The sequence below is a fragment of the Acinetobacter sp. V89_4 genome, assembly GCF_029967875.1.
GTDB classification, from domain to species: Bacteria; Pseudomonadota; Gammaproteobacteria; order Pseudomonadales; family Moraxellaceae; genus Acinetobacter; species Acinetobacter oleivorans.
Genome location: NZ_JASCAI010000019.1, coordinates 81,144 through 99,985 on the forward strand (window position 1 = coordinate 81,144; position 18,842 = coordinate 99,985).

General features: G+C 33.5%; 17 protein-coding genes. 3 read left to right on the top strand and 14 right to left on the bottom strand.

The genetic code is table 11. The annotated features are described in order from the left end of the window. Positions 1-68: 68 nt before the first annotated feature. Genes QLG01_RS07255 through tviB form a run of 14 tightly spaced genes read right to left on the bottom strand, consistent with a single transcriptional unit; the run spans position 69 to position 14,616 of the window. The gene (locus QLG01_RS07255) at positions 69-1,244 is read right to left on the bottom strand and encodes a DegT/DnrJ/EryC1/StrS aminotransferase family protein (protein WP_282496130.1); all 1,176 of its coding nucleotides are present in this window, start codon (positions 1,242-1,244) and stop codon (positions 69-71) included. 25 nt (positions 1,245-1,269) lie between these two features. Then, complete coding sequence (locus tag QLG01_RS07260; protein WP_282496131.1) at positions 1,270-1,920, bottom strand: acetyltransferase; 651 nt, start codon at positions 1,918-1,920, stop codon at positions 1,270-1,272. Beyond that, the gene (locus QLG01_RS07265) at positions 1,917-2,531 is read right to left on the bottom strand and encodes a sugar transferase (protein WP_282496132.1); all 615 of its coding nucleotides are present in this window, start codon (positions 2,529-2,531) and stop codon (positions 1,917-1,919) included. The genes QLG01_RS07260 and QLG01_RS07265 overlap by 4 nt, the downstream gene beginning before the upstream one ends. After that, positions 2,524-3,741: a glycosyltransferase family 4 protein gene (locus QLG01_RS07270; protein ID WP_206219200.1), complete on the bottom strand. Its 1,218-nt coding sequence runs from the start codon at positions 3,739-3,741 to the stop codon at positions 2,524-2,526. Before QLG01_RS07270 ends, QLG01_RS07265 begins: the two co-directional genes overlap by 8 nt. Positions 3,742-3,744: 3 nt before the next feature. Next, on the bottom strand, positions 3,745-4,875 hold the full coding sequence (wecB, locus tag QLG01_RS07275) for a UDP-N-acetylglucosamine 2-epimerase (non-hydrolyzing) (protein ID WP_282496133.1): 1,131 nt from the start codon (positions 4,873-4,875) through the stop codon (positions 3,745-3,747). 12 nt (positions 4,876-4,887) lie between these two features. Next, complete coding sequence (locus QLG01_RS07280; RefSeq protein ID WP_282496134.1) at positions 4,888-5,997, bottom strand: NAD-dependent epimerase/dehydratase family protein; 1,110 nt, start codon at positions 5,995-5,997, stop codon at positions 4,888-4,890. A 2-nt stretch (positions 5,998-5,999) separates the two neighbouring features. Further along, entirely contained in the window at positions 6,000-7,034 is a 1,035-nt protein-coding gene (locus QLG01_RS07285; RefSeq protein ID WP_282496135.1) for a polysaccharide biosynthesis protein, read from the bottom strand. Beyond that, complete coding sequence (locus QLG01_RS07290) at positions 7,034-8,131, bottom strand: glycosyltransferase family 4 protein (RefSeq protein ID WP_282496136.1); 1,098 nt, start codon at positions 8,129-8,131, stop codon at positions 7,034-7,036. The genes QLG01_RS07285 and QLG01_RS07290 overlap by 1 nt, the downstream gene beginning before the upstream one ends. A gap of 11 nt (positions 8,132-8,142) precedes the next feature. Continuing rightward, a complete protein-coding gene (locus QLG01_RS07295) occupies positions 8,143-9,297 on the bottom strand; it encodes a glycosyltransferase (RefSeq protein ID WP_282496137.1) in 1,155 nt (384 codons plus the stop codon). After that, positions 9,294-9,830, bottom strand: a complete 537-nt coding sequence (locus tag QLG01_RS07300; protein WP_282496138.1) for an acyltransferase — start codon at positions 9,828-9,830, stop codon at positions 9,294-9,296. The genes QLG01_RS07295 and QLG01_RS07300 overlap by 4 nt, the downstream gene beginning before the upstream one ends. Further along, positions 9,823-11,118 (bottom strand): O-antigen ligase family protein, encoded by a 1,296-nt coding sequence (locus QLG01_RS07305; RefSeq protein ID WP_282496139.1) that lies wholly within the window; start codon positions 11,116-11,118, stop codon positions 9,823-9,825. The genes QLG01_RS07300 and QLG01_RS07305 overlap by 8 nt, the downstream gene beginning before the upstream one ends. After that, positions 11,115-12,305 carry an oligosaccharide flippase family protein gene (locus tag QLG01_RS07310; protein WP_282496140.1) on the bottom strand — a complete coding sequence of 397 codons (1,191 nt, stop codon included), beginning with the start codon at positions 12,303-12,305 and terminating at the stop codon, positions 11,115-11,117. The genes QLG01_RS07305 and QLG01_RS07310 overlap by 4 nt, the downstream gene beginning before the upstream one ends. Then, positions 12,298-13,323, bottom strand: a complete 1,026-nt coding sequence (locus QLG01_RS07315) for an NAD-dependent epimerase/dehydratase family protein (RefSeq protein WP_282496141.1) — start codon at positions 13,321-13,323, stop codon at positions 12,298-12,300. Before QLG01_RS07315 ends, QLG01_RS07310 begins: the two co-directional genes overlap by 8 nt. Before the next feature lie 18 nt (positions 13,324-13,341). After that, entirely contained in the window at positions 13,342-14,616 is a 1,275-nt protein-coding gene (gene tviB, locus QLG01_RS07320; RefSeq protein ID WP_282496142.1) for a Vi polysaccharide biosynthesis UDP-N-acetylglucosamine C-6 dehydrogenase TviB, read from the bottom strand. 338 nt (positions 14,617-14,954) lie between these two features. Here tviB and QLG01_RS07325 point away from each other — a divergent pair, with 338 nt between their 5' ends. The 3 genes from QLG01_RS07325 to QLG01_RS07335 are packed head-to-tail and all read left to right on the top strand — an operon-like array spanning position 14,955 to position 18,690. Next, positions 14,955-16,055 (top strand): polysaccharide biosynthesis/export family protein, encoded by a 1,101-nt coding sequence (locus tag QLG01_RS07325; protein WP_282496143.1) that lies wholly within the window; start codon positions 14,955-14,957, stop codon positions 16,053-16,055. A 4-nt stretch (positions 16,056-16,059) separates the two neighbouring features. Then, a complete protein-coding gene (locus tag QLG01_RS07330; protein WP_282496144.1) occupies positions 16,060-16,488 on the top strand; it encodes a low molecular weight protein-tyrosine-phosphatase in 429 nt (142 codons plus the stop codon). 18 nt (positions 16,489-16,506) lie between these two features. Further along, a complete protein-coding gene (locus QLG01_RS07335; protein ID WP_282496145.1) occupies positions 16,507-18,690 on the top strand; it encodes a polysaccharide biosynthesis tyrosine autokinase in 2,184 nt (727 codons plus the stop codon). Positions 18,691-18,842 lie beyond the last annotated feature (152 nt).

The window sequence follows — 18,842 nt, forward strand, 5'->3', positions numbered from 1 at the left end:
CGCAGCGGTTACATAACTTTAAATCAGATCATAATTCAAAAGAAAGCTATGTGAATAGCTTCACATTTTTATGATTGTATAGCTCTACTAACTGCATTAATTGCACTAATTGTCTTTTCTATACTATCTTGGCTTAAAGTCGGATGCACCAAGAACATCAAGCTTGTGTCACCTAATTGCTGTGCATTTTCCAAACGTTTTTCTGGACGCCATGGAGTACCATCAAAAGCATGCTCTAAATAAACTTCAGAACAAGAACCACTAAAACAAGGCACATCTTGGGCATTAATTTCTTGCATTATACGATCACGTGTCCAACCTTCTGGTAACATCTCTAAATTCACTTGTACATAACATTTATAATATGCATGTACATAGTCATCAGAAGGGACATGAACATTAAAATAAGGAGAGTTTTCAAACGCTTTTAAAATCTTTCCAGCATTTTCAGTACGTTTTTTTGTCCATTCAGTCATACGTGTTAACTGAATTCGACCAATAACAGCTTGCATTTCCATCATGCGCCAGTTAGTACCAAATGAGTCATGCAACCAGCGGAAACCTGGAGGATGTTGTTTATTATAAATACTATCGTAGCTTTTCCCATGGTCTTTATATGACCACATTTTTTTCCAAAGTGCTTCATCATTTGTGGTGACCATACCGCCCTCACCACCAGTTGTCATAATTTTATCTTGGCAAAAAGACCAAGCAGAAATATGACCGATTGATCCTGCAGCTTTACCTTTATATTTTGCACCATGAGCCTGTGCGCAATCTTCAATAACATAGATACCACGCTCAGCAGCAAGTTGCATAATCGGATCCATATCGCACATCCAACCAGCTAAATGTACACAAATAATCGCTTTCGTATTTGGTGTAATGACAGCTTCAATCGTACGTCGTGAAATATTCTGAGAATCTAATTCTACATCGGCAAAAACAGGATTAGCGCCCGCAGTTACAATGGAACTCGCTGAAGCAAGAAAAGTACGAGATGTCACAATAACATCATCACCCGCACCAATATCTAAAGCTTTTAATGCAACATCAAGGGCTACGGTTCCATTTGCCAAAGCGACCGCATATTTTGTACCAGAAAACTCGGCAAATTCTTTTTCAAAAATTCTACATTCTTGACCGGTCCAATAATTTACTTTATTTGATAGTAATACATTTTTGACTGCGTCAGCTTCTTCTGTAGTAAAACTTGGCCATGGTTCAAATGCAGTGTTTAACATTTTGATTTCCTAATAAAAATACTTCTTACTTTCTTTCCAAAATTCTGGCAGGGTTGCCTACAACTGTTACACCAGCTGGTACACTTTTAGTTACTACAGCGCCCATACCAACAACAGCACCTTTACCAATTACTAAAGGTTTTTCTGGTGTACCTTGTTTAATGACTGCGCCAGTACCAATGTAGGCATGATCTTCAATATGAATATTACCGTTACATTTAGCGCCAGGCGCGAATGTAACATAATCTCCAATTACACAGTCATGAGCCACATAACTATAAATATTAGCGTGGAAAAACTTTCCAATTTTTATATTAGAAGTTAAGCAAGTAAATGGACAAAGTAAGCTTCCCTCACCTATCTCAACCTCATCAAGAATAACCGTGTTTGTAGCCTGAACCGCTACATGCTGTATATGATCTTTTTCTAAAAGGCTAACTAACTTCTCACGAACAACACTATTTGCTATGGCGATTGTTACAGCTTTATGTTCAGTTGGTTTACTAATAAAGTCGAGATAGGATAGTACTGGATATCCATTTAAAGTCGCTCCAGCTTGACCATCATCAATAAAAACGAATTGTTCTTTACTTAATGTTGGGAACTGCTGACGCACTAAAGGCATCACCTCTTTACCAAAACCGCTAGCACCATAAACACCAATAATCATTGTCATTTTTTTTCAATTTCCTTCTCTTCTGAACCTGTGAATTTACTCATTGTCGCTTCACCAGCTTCATTAATATCATCTTTAGCGATTACTTTCTTAACGGTTTGTAGCATTATTTTAAAGTCCAACCAAAGCGATCTGTTCTCAACATACCACGTATCAAGTTTAAACTTTTCTTCCCAGCCAATTGCATTACGTCCGTTAACCTGAGCATGACCAGTCATTCCTGGACGTACATCATGACGCTTCGCCTGTTCTTTACTATAAAGTGGCAAATACTCCATCAGTAGGGGTCTTGGACCTACAATACTCATATCACCTTTAATCACGTTCCAAAGCTCAGGCATTTCATCAAGACTGGTAGAACGAAGCATTTTACCAAATGGCGTTAGGCGCTCATTATCTGGTAAAGGATTGCCATGTGCATCTGTTGCATCTTTCATGGTTCTAAACTTAATCATTTCAAACGGCTTCCCATATAAACCTGGGCGAACTTGCCGAAACAATACGGGCGAACCTAAGTTTTTTTTCACCTTATATGCAACATAGAAATACAAAGGCGAGAGTAAAATAAGAGCAATAGAAGCAATAACAATATCCAATAAACGTTTAAACATTTCTCACTCTTTTAAAAATTTCAATAAACTGTTGAACGCCAATTTCTAGAGATAATTTTTCATTGTAAAAATTACGTGCATTCAATCCTAGCTGCTGCTGCTCCAGTGCACTCAATTTATATATATCTAATATAGCAGCTCTTATACTATCTTTATCTTCAGATACAGCCAAACGCCCACATTCTGCTAGCTTAACAATATCTGCTGCATCCCCTGCTACCGCCATTAATAATGGCTTTCCTATAGCCATATATGCTTGAGTTTTTGAAGGTACTGTTATTTCAAATAACGGATCTTTCTTCAAATGAACCAGTAGTAAACTAGCACAGTTTAATACCCCACCAACCTCAGACATTGGCATGCGAGGAATAAAAATGACATTATTAATATTCTCATTATTTAAGCGTAATTTAAGTCGTTCTGTTTCAGTACCGCCGCCTACAAAAACAAATTGAATCGCTCTCATTTCCTCTATATCTTTGGCAACATCAAGAATCTTATCTAAAGCTTGAGCTTTGCCTATATTTCCTGCAAATACAACATTAAACTTATCTTCCATTAATTGCTGATATTCTAGTTTTAAAGGTTGTGTTTTAGTCAAACTTTCCTCATCGCACCAATTATAAATGACACTTATCTTACTTTCTGGAACAGCTCTTTCTATTAATATTTTTTTAAAACCTGGACATAGTACAACTATATGATCAACGAACTTGTAAACTAATTGACAAACACTTCCAATAATATTTAAAAGCTTTTGATTATTTAACATACCCGTTGCTTTTAAAGTGTCGGGCCACATATCTTGAATATCATATACTATCGGGGTTCTTCTAAAAAATTTAATAAAAACAGCTGCTATTCCAACGGTCAAAGGCGGATGGTAAGCATAAATAACGTCAGTTTTTTTAGTCGCAAAAATACCAAATAGAATTGCCATAAAAGCAAAACTAATATAATTAAAAATTCTCTTTAACGCAGAGCTATCATGATTGGGATATAACGCAACACGTAAAATAGAAATTCCATCAATTTGCTCACGCTGATATAACTTCAATTTATAACCATCATAAATTTTTCCTCCAGGGTAATTAGGAAAACCTGTGAGGACCTCAACTTCATGCCCTTGGCGTTGCAATTCCTTTGCAAATGCTAAACCTTTAAAGGTAGGTTCTGGATCAAACCACTGCGTTAAAAGAAGAATTTTCATTTCTTAATACTTTTTCCAAATCACTCGATTTACATAATCTGTGTAACTCATAATGATACGCACAACTTTTTCACTTACGTTTGGCATACTGTAGTCTTCAACTAAACGTAAAAGACGATTTTCGCCTCGAGACTGTCCTTCTAAAATCGCCAAACCTTGTAAAATGCGTTCCGCTTTTAAACCTACCATCATTACAGCAGCTTCTTCCATTCCTTCTGGACGCTCATGCGCTTGACGTAAGTTAAGTGCAGGGAAATTCAAGATTGATGATTCTTCATTAATCGTTCCACTATCAGACAATGCGGCTTTTGCTGAAAGCTGTAACTTGTTGTAGTCGCTAAAACCCAGTGGTTTTAATAATTGAATTAAAGGATGAAACTCAACATTTAACTCTTCAATACGTTTACGCGTACGCGGATGTGTTGATACAATCACAGGGTACTGATATTGCTCTGCAACTGCATTTAACATTTCAACCAAATCTAAGAAATTCTGATCTGAATTAATATTTTCTTCACGGTGAGCACTCACAATAAAATATTCATGCTCTTTTAAATTTAAACGTTCAAGTACATCAGAAGCTTCTATTTTTGCTTTGTAATGATGAAGTACCTCAAACATTGGGCTACCCGTTTTAATTACTAAGTCAGCTGGTAAACCTTCTGCTAATAAATAATCGCGGGCAATCGTACTGTAAGTTAAATTTATATCAGCCGTATGATCGACAATTCGGCGGTTAATTTCTTCAGGAACTCGCATATCAAAACAACGGTTTCCAGCTTCCATATGGAAAGTTGGAATTTTACGACGTTTTGCTGGTAGTACTGCCATACAGCTGTTAGTGTCACCTAAAACAAGTAAAGCTTCAGGTTGAACTTCATCTAAAATCTTATCAACTGCAATAATTACATTACCAATCGTTTCTGCACCTGTCGCACCAGCTGCATTTAAGAAATGATCAGGTTTACGGATACCTAGATCCGTAAAGAAAATTTCATTCAATTCATAGTCATAATTTTGACCTGTATGAACAATAATATGATCAAAATATTCATCACACGCAGCCATTACACGAGATAAACGAATAATTTCTGGACGTGTGCCCACTACTGTCATTAATTTTAACTTTTTCACAAATCTATACTCTTAATTTGTTATTTGCATCGCATAAGTATCTGGCTTATTACGATCAAAAATCTCATTTGCCCATAGCATTACTACCATCTCATCTTCACCGATGTTAGTAATATCATGTGTCCAGCCAGGTACAGTTTCTACAATTCGTGGTTCATCACCATGCGTTTCAAGCTCATAAAACTCACCTGTTACAACATGCTTAAACTTAAATAGTGCCTTACCTTTAATAACAAGGAACTTCTCAGTTTTTGTATGGTGATAATGTCCACCACGGGTGATACCAGGATGAGCGGTAAAGTAAGAAAACTGCCCTGCATCTGGTGTCTTCAGCATTTCAACAAATACGCCGCGGGCATCACCATATTTTGGAACACTATAATCAAATTGCTCTGGCTTTAAGAAGCTCAAGTAAGTTGAATAAAGTGCACGAGTAAGACCTGTTCCTACGCTATCTGTAATAAGCGTATCTCGTGATGCTTTAAAACCATTTAAAACTTTAGCTAAATTACCTACGGTAATTTGATATTCTGGTTCAACTTGGAAAAATTGTTCAACTTGTTGCCCATTCAGAATATTCCAGAATGTTTCAACAACATCGTCGACATAAACAAGACGAATGATCGCATTTTCATCATGGATTTGTAGGGGCAAATCATTTGCAACATTATGGCAAAAAGTTGCAACAGCAGAGTTATAATTCGGACGTGACCATTTACCAAAAACGTTGGCTAAACGACAAATATAGATAGGATTACCTTGAGTTTGGTTTAAACCTATAAGTGCCTGCTCTCCGCCTAACTTGCTTTTACCATAAGGATTATCACGTTCGACCTGAATAGAAGATGATAAGATAACTGGGGTTTTCTTATTCGCTTGTTGCAAAATTTGACAGATCTTTTCTGTTAAAGTGGTATTACCTTCGGCAAATTCACTTTCATTTAAAGGGCGATTTACACCTGCTAAATGTACAATCCAGTCTGAAGCTAGAACTGATTGCTCTAACTCTTGATCTGTTGTTTCACGATGAGCTTTTAAAATCTCAACGTCAGGTTTCTCTGATAAAAACTGAATAAAGTTTTTTGCAATAAAACCATTAGAACCGGTAACTAAAACTTTCATGCTTACGCCTCTGGTGAAATGTATTCGCCTCTTGTTAATGCGCGAACAAAATCAAGTTTAAGCAGTAATTGTTTCATGCCCTCTACATCTAAGCGGGTAGTATTATGTGAGTTGTAATCTTCAAACTCAGTAATTTTTAAATCACCATCTTCCACGTATTTTTCATAGTTCAAATCACGTTGATCTGCTGGAACACGGAAATAATCACCTTGGTCAAAAGCATGTACCATTTCTTCACGGCTTAATAACGCTTCGAAAGCTTTCTCGCCATGGCGAGTCCCCATAATACCAATCGGATGATCTTTAACATTCAATAATTCTTTTAGTGCTTCGGCTAAGACTGCGATTGTTGCTGCGGGAGCTTTCTGTACAAAAATATCTCCATTTTCACCGTGTTCAAAAGCATATAGAACCAAATCTACTGCATCTTCCAAAGTCATCATGAACCGGGTCATATTAGGGTCAGTGATGGTGAGAGGTTTCCCCTGACGGATTTGATCAACAAATAAAGGAATTACTGAACCACGTGATGCCATTACGTTACCATAACGAGTACCACAAATAACCGTATCTAGGCCTTCTAAGTTACGTGATTTTGCAACCATAACTTTTTCCATCATAGCCTTAGAAATACCCATGGCATTAATTGGATAAACAGCTTTATCTGTGCTTAAGCACACTACACGTTTAACATGGTTTTGAATTGCAGCTTCAAGTACATTTTCCGTACCGATTACATTCGTCTTTACTGCTTCCATTGGATGGAATTCACAAGATGGAACTTGCTTTAAAGCCGCTGCATGGTAAATATAGTCAACACCACGAGTGGCATTTAAAATACTGTTATAATCACGTACATCACCGATATAAAATTTTAGTTTTGATGAATGGTACTTCTTACGCATATCATCTTGCTTTTTTTCATCGCGACTAAAAATACGGATTTCTTTAATATCTGTTTCTAAAAAACGGTTTAAAACAGCGTTACCAAAAGATCCTGTACCACCTGTAATAAGTAAAACTTTATTTGCAAACACTACTTGTTCTCCTGTGATTTCCAAATATTTAAATATTGATTAACAATAATTTCTATAGAGTAAGTATTTTTGCATCGATCAAATGCATTTTGGCTTAATGAATATTGTAAGGATGGTGCATTTAATAAAGATTTGAGCGCTATTTCAAGACTCTTTTGGTTAGCAACATCCACTAAAATACCTGCGTGATCTTGTAACATTTCGGGGATGGCGCCTACTTTAGTAGCTATAATTGCGTTCTTAGTAGCCATGGCCTCTAATACTACATTAGGAAAACCTTCAGTATAACTAGGCAGAACAAATACTCTAGAATCACGAATTTCCGATAAAACTTGTTCATTATTTAAGTTACCAACAAATATAATATTAGGATTATCCGCTATAGAATATTTTCCTTGCAGTATATTATAAAATTTTTGGTCAATAGGACCTATAAGCTTAAGTATCCATCCTTCAGGTTTAATACTTAAAAAAGCATCAACTAGTTCCTCTACACCTTTTTCTTTTTTTATCCACCCAACAAAACTAATTACATTTTTTTTTGACAAATTATTATTCAAATCTGAAGAAAAATCATAATCAATACAATTTGGAATCAAATCTATTTTTTTTGAAATGCTAGCCGAATAATTATACAAAAAATTATAAGTAGCTTTATCGATACAAATAATCCTATTAGAAAACAAAAAAATAATATTAAGCAAATAATATTCAAAATTCTTATTATTATAAATATCAGGTATTCGCCCAAAACGAATATGAATTATAAACTTTACAAAAAAAACTCTGCTAGTAATAGAGAACAATAAATCTCTAACTAGCCCAAAACTTCCAGATGAGGTTAAATGAACAACATTATATCCTTTAATCAAATTGAAAATAAATTTTATATAATTAGAAAATAACTGTATTATTCCACCAAATATTCTTGAAAAAATACCGCCATGCACAGAACGCCACCTTACAGCGATATCCAAGTGTATATATTCAACAATATCTTTTGCATTTAAATAAGATAATATTTGCTCAGTCCAACGAGCAATACCACCATATGGAGGAGGAAGTGGAGATACTAATAAAAGTTTAGTTTTCTTCATGAGTAGATTTCTTAGCTAAAACTATTAAAAAAATTAGATACATTTTCACGTAACAATAATGATCTTGAAGAAAAGTGTTCTTCAGCTGTCCTAAATGCATTCTCTTTCATAGTTATTTTTTGTGCTTGAGAAAGCATTAACATTTTTCTAATAGTTGTATCTATCGCATTTTCAGAACAATCAGAAATAATAAAGCCATTATATTCATCCTTCAAATATAATCCAATATCAGAAGTTAAATTTGTGGCTACAGGCACACCTAAAGATAGACTTTCTACAAACTTAGAAGGGAATCCATATTTATTACAATGTGTATCAGGTCGAGTAAAAATTGTAAAATCAGCTCTAGAGATAAAACTATTTATTTCTTCTTGTTTAATTTTACCATGAATATTAATACTTTCATTAACTATATTAATATTATATTTTAACTCTATTTCTTCTCTGGTTGGCCCAAATACATCAAGTTTAATTTTATAATCCGATGAAAGTTTATCAACAACTCGTATAATTTGCAGTAAATTATCTTTATTTCCAATATTACCAGCATATATTAAAGAAAGAATTCCATTATTTACACTAGGAGTATTAGTTGAAGTAGTGGAAACCAAAGGAGGAATTATAACTACTTTAGAATTGCAAAAAACTTCTTTTAGATTAGAGCCTATTACAATAACACCATCAGCTTGTGGGTAAACATTTTCAAAAGCTTTTAAAAAACTTCTGTAAAAAAATCCATATTTACCGCCTATCATTTGTGAAGGTTCATACCATTCAACAATATCAAAAATTATTTTAATATTATTCCGCTTACAATATGTTAAGATACTCTTAGCATATTTATGATAACCGCCATAAACAATCACATAGTCTGGTTTTTCATCTAATCCTTCTAGCCATGCAAGAGTATTATTCCCCCCTCTAAATAAAAGATTAAACACTCTAGCTATTTTTTTTGAACCACTAAAAAGTTCACCAAGACCATAGCACTTTATATTAGTTTCATCATTATGAAATTCACTTTCTTTTATATCACCTCCATGTCCTACAATTACTTCAAAACCAAGGTCTTGAAGTAAAATTATGTTTCCTAAAACCCTTTTAGAGGCAGCCTGTCCATACGGAAATAAAAAAGGGCCAATATATGCTATAGTTTTCTTTTTCATGATTTAATACCAAAAATCCTCTTTAACTCTTTCTCTTTATCAATAGCAGATAAATGACCAATCTCAAGAGAATTCTCTTTTAATTTATGATAATACTCATCTAAAGTTTTTATTTTTTTTGCAGGAATACCAGCATAAACATTATTAGATTCTAATGACTTAGTTACTATAGAACCAGCTCCTACAATTACATTATCACCAATTTCAACTCCCGGCAGTATTGTAGAATTTATACCAATATAGACATTATTTCCTATCTTTATCGGGCTAGTAATCTCTAATTTTGGATCTCTTTGTCTTAAAATAAGAGTTCCCCCATCATGAGTTACAAACTGGCAACCACTAGTAATATAGACATTATTACCTAAAGTGATTAACCATGGTTCTGAACCAAACATAAATGGTTTCATACCATAAAATCTTACATTTTCTCCCATATTTACTCCTATAGATTTAGCATATTTAATAGGATTAACTTTAGAGAAAATAAAAAAATATATATACTTTAGAATACCAATTAGACGCTTAACCATTTATTACCCTCTTATTTAGCAAATCAGCTTGAGCCAACATAATCCAAAATATCACAGGTGCTGTAAAATTATTAGTAACAGCAATACCAATTACAATAAATACCAACATTATTGATAACAATGAATTCTCTCTATTTGAAGAAATTGTCAAATAGTTTCTAGAAGCCTTAATAATGGTATATATACCCCCCATAAATATTGAAATACTCTCAAGCACCCCCACAATAATTCCATGATCAGCTGTTAAGGATAATGGCATAAAATGAGGGTAGAATTGCCCCCAATCCCAATTTTTCCCGACTCCTAACAAAAAGTGAGTTTTAATGACATCAAAAGAATAAAGATAACCTTCTAAACGGTCTACAACTGAATTATCATTAGAATCAGGAATTAAATATTTTGAAATATCTGATAATAAAAATATTGCTAGCCCTACTCCTAACAAAGACAAAAGCAATAAAATTTTGATTTCAAAATTTTGCCTTTTCCCATAAAAGATATTTAATAGGGCTATATAACAAAATCCTAATATTAAAAATATCATAGGGCCGCGCGTTAAAGAATTTAGCCATCCAATACACCCACAACCTATTAGGAAAAGACCAAATATTTTTAATATTCTTTTCTTAAAAACTAAGAAATAAATCCCTATTAAAATACCTATAACAGAATGAAAACCCAAACTATTAGGATTGTGATATATAGAATAACGCGAATAAGCTCCTTTTATAGAGTCTCCTGTAGGTAATGATAAATTCACATCTGAGACTTCGTTAACAAACAAACCCTCAGTTGCCTTATATAAACTACCATCTAAAAAAGCTAATAAAGGAATTAACAATACCGCAGTAGCTAAAATTGTTTTTAAAGAAATATATCCCAAAAACTTATAATCATTATTATAACGAAGCCCCATAATATACCATATAACATATACAGGAATCCCATTGAAAACGAGAACTGAGAGTGCCCATATAATGTCATTATCTTTTAGCAGACTATTAAACACAATTAAAAAAGAAATAATCAATGCTAAGAAAATTTTCACAAACTCTTCTTTTGTTAATTTCCTTATTTTCAAAAACAAATATATAATTGAATAAACAAATAAAACAAAGAATAAAGACCGACTATATAATTTAAAATTAGGATATAGAGTTGAAAAAAATTCAAGAAAACTATAGCCATCTCTATCAGCAGCAAAAAAACCATATATTAATAAAGAAGTTGCAGCATTTTTTATAAAAAAAAGCATGCATATAAGTATTAAAAACACCAAATATTTCATACCCACCCTCTACTTCTTACAGACTTATTCGCAGCAAACATAATTAAAAAATTTCCTATAACTCCAAATATAAAAATAAGATAGATATAGTTATGAAATGAAAAATGAAAAATGAAAATAGATAAAAAAACTAATAATATAAATATATCCACATATAACTGAATTATTTGTTTTCCCTCTGCTCGAAGTAGAACTCTATAAGGAAGAGCCATAACAAATGAAACCACCCAGATTAAAATATATTTAGACATCCAAATAGCTTCATACCAATCATGTTCAAGAAAAAATTTAAATACATACTCAGAAGTAAAATATATTAAAGTTGAAAAAAACATGAAAAATAAAACTGATTTTTTATAATCATATAAAAAAGTATCTTTAAAATCTTTATTTGAGATAAATTGAAGAAGCACAGGTGAAACAACTTGTGTTAATAAAAAAGCTGGCCCCCAAGACAATTTATGTACGACCGAAAATTCACCACCAATTGCATAAGAAAAGTTATAAGTGATCAATAGCAGTGGAGCTATAAACATGCTTGTAGAGAATAGTTCTTGAATAGTACCAATTATTAAAAACTTTTTATTTCTTAGGAATGGAACAGCAATTTTTTTTATTTCTAAAGATCTTATTTTAACAATATTTTTTGCTAACAATAATCCCAAAATCATTAATAAAAATTCACCAATTACCACTCCGATAATTAGACCAAAATAATTATAATAAAATGAAAATAGAACTTGAGAAATTATTACTACAAAACTTCTTATCAAAATTCCCCAAGAGTAAAGTTTATTTTTTTGTTTTTTCAGGAGAACAGCACGAAATAAAGCATTAAAACAATAAAAAGCCAAATATAGCATTGTAAATAAAATAAAATAAAATAAATTTTCTTTAAAAATATGATAAGAAAATAATACTAATAATAATAAAAACATTAACTCTAGAATTAAAGAAAAAAACAATCCAGATAAAAAAATATTATCTACATTTTTTTTCTCAATTAAAGCAAGATTATTAAATTGAAAATTGCAAACAATTGAACCAAAACTGACAATTGAAACCACTATTGACAAATAACCAAAACTTTCTTTGGTATATAAATGTGTCAATAGTGGCTGTGATATAAGCTGTAATACTTGTGCTAAAGTAGTTACAGCTGCAAGTGAAAAAATTAATTTAAACATTTAAGAAATGAATATACCATGGCATTGCTTTTCTGACACCTTCAAAGACATCATATAAGCCATTGTAGCCTAAATTAGTAGATATCTTATTAACATCTGCTTGTGAGTGTCTTACATCACCTGCTCTAAATTCACGGTATACTGGCTGTTTATTGTATTTAATTTCATTGTCATCTAATGCAGTTTTAATAGCAGAAAACAAGTCATTTAATGTTGTTCTATCACCCATTGCAACATTATAAACTTTATTTTTGGATTCATCTTTTGCAGTAGCCGCTAAGATATTTGCTTGGATCGTATTCTCAATAAAGCAAAAATCTCGACTTGTTTCACCATCTCCATTAATAAACACTTCCTCGCCCTGTATCATAGCTGCTGTCCACTTTGGTATTACCGCAGCATATGCACCATTAGGATCTTGACGTTTTCCAAAAACGTTAAAATATCTTAATCCTATACTTTTGAATCCATAAGTTCGTGCAAAAACTTCTGCATACAGTTCATTTACATACTTCGTAACTGCATAAGGGGAAAGGGGCTTTCCTATATTTTCTTCTATTTTTGGTAAAGCCGGATGATCACCATAAGTAGAACTACTAGCAGCATAAGTAAAACTTTTTACTTTAGCATCTCTAGCCGCCACTAACATATTTAAAAAACCAGTAATATTTGCACTGTTCGTTAGTATAGGATCAGCAATTGAACGAGGTACTGAGCCTAGTGCTGCTTGATGTAATACATAGTCGATATCCACACATACTTTTTGACAGTCTTCAAAGTTTCTAATATCACCTTGATAAAAAGTAAAATTTTTCCACTGGTCACTAGTAACTAAACTTTGCACCTCATTTAAATTATATTGATGACCTGTAGAAAAGTTATCCAAACCAATAACTGTTTGATTCAACTTTAATAAAGTTTCTAATAAGTTTGAACCAATAAAACCCGCAACCCCTGTGATTAACCATTTTTTGGGTTCAGCTTCAACTTGCTTTAATATATATTCATATTGACTCATATTTTTTCTCAACCAATATTATAGACGGATATCTGACTCAAACTGAGCGAAAACATATTTTAGATCATAAAGAACATGGCTTTTTTTCCCCAAGGAACGAATGGTATTAATACCCATTTCTTTAAACTGATCATGGGCAACTGCCAATATTACAGCATCATAATGACCACTTATTGGAGAGCTAACTGGTGTAATTCCATATTCATGTTGGGTTTCTTCACTATCAATCCAAGGATCATAAACATCAACATCCATATAATATTCTTGTAGCTCTTTTACAATATCAATAACTTTAGTATTACGAATATCTGGACAATTTTCTTTAAAGCTTAAACCAAGAACTAAAACCTTAGCACCTTCAACTTGAATTTTCTTTTTTATCATCGCTTTTACAAGTTGAGTAACGACATAGGCTCCCATTGAATCATTTAATCGACGTCCAGCTAAAATAATTTCTGGATGGTATCCAATTGCTTGAGCCTTATGAGTTAAATAATACGGATCTACACCAATACAATGCCCTCCCACTAAACCAGGACGGAAAGGTAAAAAATTCCACTTAGTACCAGCGGCTTTAAGTACATCTTCGGTATCAATATCTAACTTATTAAAAATAAGTGCTAACTCGTTTATAAGCGCAATATTGACGTCACGCTGTGTATTTTCAATCACTTTTGCAGCTTCTGCCACTTTAATATTTGGTGCCTTATGAGTTCCAGCTTCAATAATTAAGTTATAAACCTCATCAACATATTCAGCTATTTCAGGGGTAGATCCTGAAGTGATTTTTAAAATATTAGTTACTCGATGAAGCTTATCACCAGGATTAATCCGTTCTGGACTGTACCCAGCAAAAAAGTCTTTATTAAATTTCAATCCTGAGACTTTTTCTAAAACAGGAATACAGACCTCTTCTGTAGCGCCTGGGTATACGGTAGATTCATAAACGACAATATCCCCTTTTTTTAATACTTGTCCAATGCTAGTCGATGCTTTAATTAAAGGTGTTAGATCAGGTTGCTTATAATCGTCAATAGGTGTTGGAACGGTTACTATATAAAAGTTACAATCTTTTAAATCTTCTAAATTGGCTGTATAACTTAAGTGAATCGCTTGTTGTAATTCTTCTGATGTAACTTCTAAAGTATGATCTTGACCACTTTTAAGCTCATCAATACGTTTTTGATGAATATCAAAACCATTTACTGACACTTTTTTCCCGAACTCAACTGCCAATGGCAAGCCTACATATCCTAAACCAATAATTGCTATTTTTAAGTCGGCAAGTTGCATAAAAGTTAGCCTTATTCCTTACAAATTGTATATTTAAATTATGATACATGTTGACTGAATGTCGTCGATCGTAACTATATCAGTTTTTTTTTTGTCTCCACACTTCAATTGTATAAAAGTGTTTACAGACTTATAATCAAGTCTAAAGTAAGTCCCCCTTCTCCTAATAATTATCAATAATTATTGTGTTTCATTTAAATTAAACATACAAAGCTATACGATTTTTCGATGTTTTTTCATTTCTTTTCAGCTAGAATCATTTCAGCCTGCGTTTAATAGACACTTGTTACTATGCAGTGGACAATATCAATTAAAGATAAATACACAAAGGGTTGCGTGTGAAGTATTGCCAGTTTTTTTCTATTCTTACCTTGAGTTTAAGTGCTGCAAGTTGTGCGGTTACTTCCGGTTTTCAAACTTACGATCTTCCAAATGAAGGTGTTTATAAAACTGATCTTGGAACTACGGTTAATGTGGTTAAAATTTCTCAAGAAACACTCCCGGCGATACAACCTGCTCAAGTTGACTATCAACGAGACTATGCAAATTTATTTAAAAATCAACAACCTATATACCGACTAAGTCCAGGAGATGTTTTATCTATCCAACTTTGGGCATATCCTGAAATTACTCCTCCTGTAAATAATATTAATAATGAGCAATCCATTCAGGCCAGTGGATATCCAATTGACCAGAGTGGCTATATCCAATTCCCTCTAGTTGGCCGTTATAAAGCTGCTGGAAAATCACTCTCTCAAGTTAATCGTGAGCTCCATAGTCAACTAGCTCGTTTTTTGAAGAATCCTGATGTTGTTGTAAGAGTATTGTCCTACGAAGGCCAACGCTTTTCTGTGCAAGGTAGTGTCACAAAAGGTGGACAGTTTTATTTAAGTGATCAACCTGTTAGTGTTTACTCAGCACTTGGTATGGCTGGCGGTGTTACTACAATGGGTGATAATACTTATATTCAACTCATTCGAAATGGTCAAACCTATAATCTAAACACAATTGATTTAGAAAAAGCTGGTTATTCATTGCATAAGCTCTTAGTTCAGCCAAATGATACACTTTATGTCAGTACTCGCGAAAATCAGAAAATTTATGTAATGGGTGAATCTGGAAAAAACCAAGCATTACCTATGCGTGATCAGGGTATGACGCTAAGTGACGCATTAGGTGAAAGTTTAGGTCTAAACCCTTTATCTGCGAGTGCTAGCCGTATTTATGTATTACGCACCAATCCAAATGACCGAACCACCGAACTCTATCATTTAAACTTAATGAGCATTGGCGACTTTGGTTTAGCTAATCAGTTTAGACTACGTAGTAATGATATAGTCTATGTCGATGCGACCGGCTTGACTCGTTGGCAACGTGTTGTCAACCAAATTATTCCGTTCTCAAGCGCGTTATATAATATAGATCGATTGGGACAATAATGTCATGCAGTTTAAAAATATTTTAGTGGTTTGTATTGGAAATATCTGCCGTAGTCCAATGGCTGAGTATTTTTTAAAACAGCAATACCCCCAGTTAAATATCGAATCTGCAGGCATTTCAGGGCTTATTGGTCATCAAGCTGATGAAAAAGCCCGACTTTGTATGCAACAACTAGGTATCGATATGCAGCCTCATATCGCAAGAAAGTTAAATGCTGAACATATTAAAAAAGCTGACCTTATTTTGGTCATGAGTCACAACCAGCAAAAACATATTGAACAAACTTGGCCCTTTGCAAAAGGAAAAACCTATCGCTTAGGGCATTGGCAAAACAGAAATGTGCCTGATCCTTACCAACATGATCAAACTGTTTTTGATGAAACCTGCCAACTCATTCAACAATGTATTGCTGACTGGAAACCTTATATTTAACGCCAAGATTTTAAGCTTATGAACCAAAATACCAATACCGAAGATTCAATTGATTTAAAAGAATTGTTTTTTTCACTGATTGCTCAGTGGAAATTAATTGCACTCTGCATTATTTTGAGCCTTGTATGTGCACTACTCTATTTACGTGTGACACCTGACACCTATTCGGTTGATGCTTTGGTTCAAGTTGAGGACAGTAAAGGAGCTTCTGCTGCACTTTTAGGAGATTTGTCTCAAATGATTGAGCAAAAATCTCCTGCTCAAGCTGAAATAGAAATTTTAAAATCCCGTTTGGTTTTAGGTTCTGTCATTAAAAACCTACATTTAAATATACAAGTTTCTAGTACAGAAAACACCTTAACCCATCGTTTATTAAGTGATAGTAATTATAAAACTGAATATAATACAAACTCAGTTATTTTTAAAGATGGATTAAAAAGTTTTGAAATTCGACAATTTGAAGTACCGGCATATTATTTAGATAAGAATCTACTTCTAAATTTTGATAAACAATCTTTACGATTAACAGATCCTAGTACTGAACAAAATATTTTAACAGTACCAATTAATCAGTTGAATCAAGTTTCAGGACCACATGGTACTTGGAAAGTTGCTATTTTTTCTAAAGATCAATTCGATGCTACTTATAATATAACCAACCTATCTGTACCAGCTGCTGTAAATGCTATTAGCTCAAATTATTCAGTTGCAGAGCGCGGTAAACTCACTGGTGTCTTAGGCTTAAATTATCAAGGTCAAGACAAAGAGCATATCACCAAAATTTTAAATGCAATTTTAGCAACTTATAGTGCTCAAAATATTGAACGCCGCTCAGCTGAGTCGGCTCAAACTTTAAAGTTTCTGGATGAACAATTACCAGATCTAAAAAAACAACTTGATGATGCTGAACGTCAATTTAATAAGTTCCGTCAACAGTACAACACTGTTGATGTGACTAAAGAGTCTGAGCTTTATTTAACTCAAAGCATTACTTTAGAAACCAAGAAAGCAGAGCTTGAACAAAAGCAGGCTGAAATGGCTGCAAAATATACTGCTGAACACCCTGCAATGCGTGAAATTAATGGTCAGCTAGGTGCTATTAATAAACAAATTGGTGAACTCAATAGTACTTTAAAACAATTACCAGATGTACAACGTCAATATTTACAGCTGTATCGTGAAGTTGAAGTAAAAACCCAGCTCTATACAGCTCTACTCAACTCTTATCAACAACTTCGTATTGCAAAAGCCGGTGAAATCGGCAATGTCCGAATCGTTGATACTGCGGTTGAACCTGTTGAACCAATTAAACCCCAAAAGTTAATTGTTCTAGTTTTAGCCATTATTGCTGGTGGTTTTCTTGGAACCTTAGTTGCTTTATTACGTAATATGTTACGTACAGGAATTAAAGATTCTGGCCAAATTGAAAATGAATTGGATTTACCAGTCTATGCAACAGTTCCACGCTCTCCAATTCAAGAAAGTCGCGTTAAAATTTTAAAGAAGAAAAAGAATATTCCTATTCTTGCTGTTAAAAATAGTGATGATATTGCAATTGAGAGCTTACGTAGTATCCGTACTGCAATTCACTTTGCATTAGCGAGTGCGAAAAATAACATCATTATGATCGCAGGTCCTTCACCAGAAGTAGGTAAATCGTTTATTTCGACGAACTTAGCAACAATTTTTGCGCAAGGTGATAAACGTGTATTACTGATTGATGCAGATATGCGTCGTGGTTATATGCATAAATACTTTGATATTGATGTTAAGCCAGGACTTTCTGAATTATTAAGCGGGCAAGCTGATCTACAAAAAGTACTGCACAAAACTCAAGTTGCTAATCTTGATGTGATTACGCGTGGTAAGAGCCCAACTAATCCTTCAGAGATTTTAAGCTCAAACCAATTTAAAGAATTACTTGAACAGCTACAAAGCCAATATGACCATATCATTATTGATACTCCGCCAGTGTTGGCAGTAACTGATGGTATTATTATTTCGCAATATACTGGTGTGAACTTAATTGTTGCCCGTTATGCTAAGTCACAAATGAAAGAGCTTGAATTAACACTTAATCGCTTTGAACAAGCGGGTGTTAAAGTCAATGGCTTTATTCTCAATGACATTCAACGTGCTAGCGCAGGCTACGGTTATGGTTATAACTATGCCTATGCTTATAAAGCACAAAAAGAAGATTAATCGTAAAGTGATAAGAGAACCGGATCAAATGATCCGGTTTTTTTATTTAAGATTTTTTTAAGTATATCCCTACTAAAACTAACTAAAATATATAAAAAACCACTCGTTTTTTTTCTTAAACATTCTATGCTTAAGCATGCTAAGATCAAAAG

Bases quoted from the DNA above. Each gene is read 5' to 3' on its own strand.
- QLG01_RS07255 (WP_282496130.1), bottom strand. From the start codon at position 1,244: ATGTTAAACACTGCATTTGAACCATGGCCAAGTTTTACTACAGAAGAA.
- QLG01_RS07260 (WP_282496131.1), bottom strand. From the start codon at position 1,920: ATGACAATGATTATTGGTGTTTATGGTGCTAGCGGTTTTGGTAAAGAG.
- QLG01_RS07265 (WP_282496132.1), bottom strand. From the start codon at position 2,531: ATGTTTAAACGTTTATTGGATATTGTTATTGCTTCTATTGCTCTTATT.
- QLG01_RS07270 (WP_206219200.1), bottom strand. From the start codon at position 3,741: ATGAAAATTCTTCTTTTAACGCAGTGGTTTGATCCAGAACCTACCTTT.
- QLG01_RS07280 (WP_282496134.1), bottom strand. From the start codon at position 5,997: ATGAAAGTTTTAGTTACCGGTTCTAATGGTTTTATTGCAAAAAACTTT.
- QLG01_RS07290 (WP_282496136.1), bottom strand. From the start codon at position 8,131: ATGAAGAAAACTAAACTTTTATTAGTATCTCCACTTCCTCCTCCATAT.
- QLG01_RS07295 (WP_282496137.1), bottom strand. From the start codon at position 9,297: ATGAAAAAGAAAACTATAGCATATATTGGCCCTTTTTTATTTCCGTAT.
- QLG01_RS07300 (WP_282496138.1), bottom strand. From the start codon at position 9,830: ATGGTTAAGCGTCTAATTGGTATTCTAAAGTATATATATTTTTTTATT.
- QLG01_RS07305 (WP_282496139.1), bottom strand. From the start codon at position 11,118: ATGAAATATTTGGTGTTTTTAATACTTATATGCATGCTTTTTTTTATA.
- QLG01_RS07310 (WP_282496140.1), bottom strand. From the start codon at position 12,305: ATGTTTAAATTAATTTTTTCACTTGCAGCTGTAACTACTTTAGCACAA.
- QLG01_RS07315 (WP_282496141.1), bottom strand. From the start codon at position 13,323: ATGAGTCAATATGAATATATATTAAAGCAAGTTGAAGCTGAACCCAAA.
- tviB (WP_282496142.1), bottom strand. From the start codon at position 14,616: ATGCAACTTGCCGACTTAAAAATAGCAATTATTGGTTTAGGATATGTA.
- QLG01_RS07330 (WP_282496144.1), top strand. From the start codon at position 16,060: ATGCAGTTTAAAAATATTTTAGTGGTTTGTATTGGAAATATCTGCCGT.
- QLG01_RS07335 (WP_282496145.1), top strand. From the start codon at position 16,507: ATGAACCAAAATACCAATACCGAAGATTCAATTGATTTAAAAGAATTG.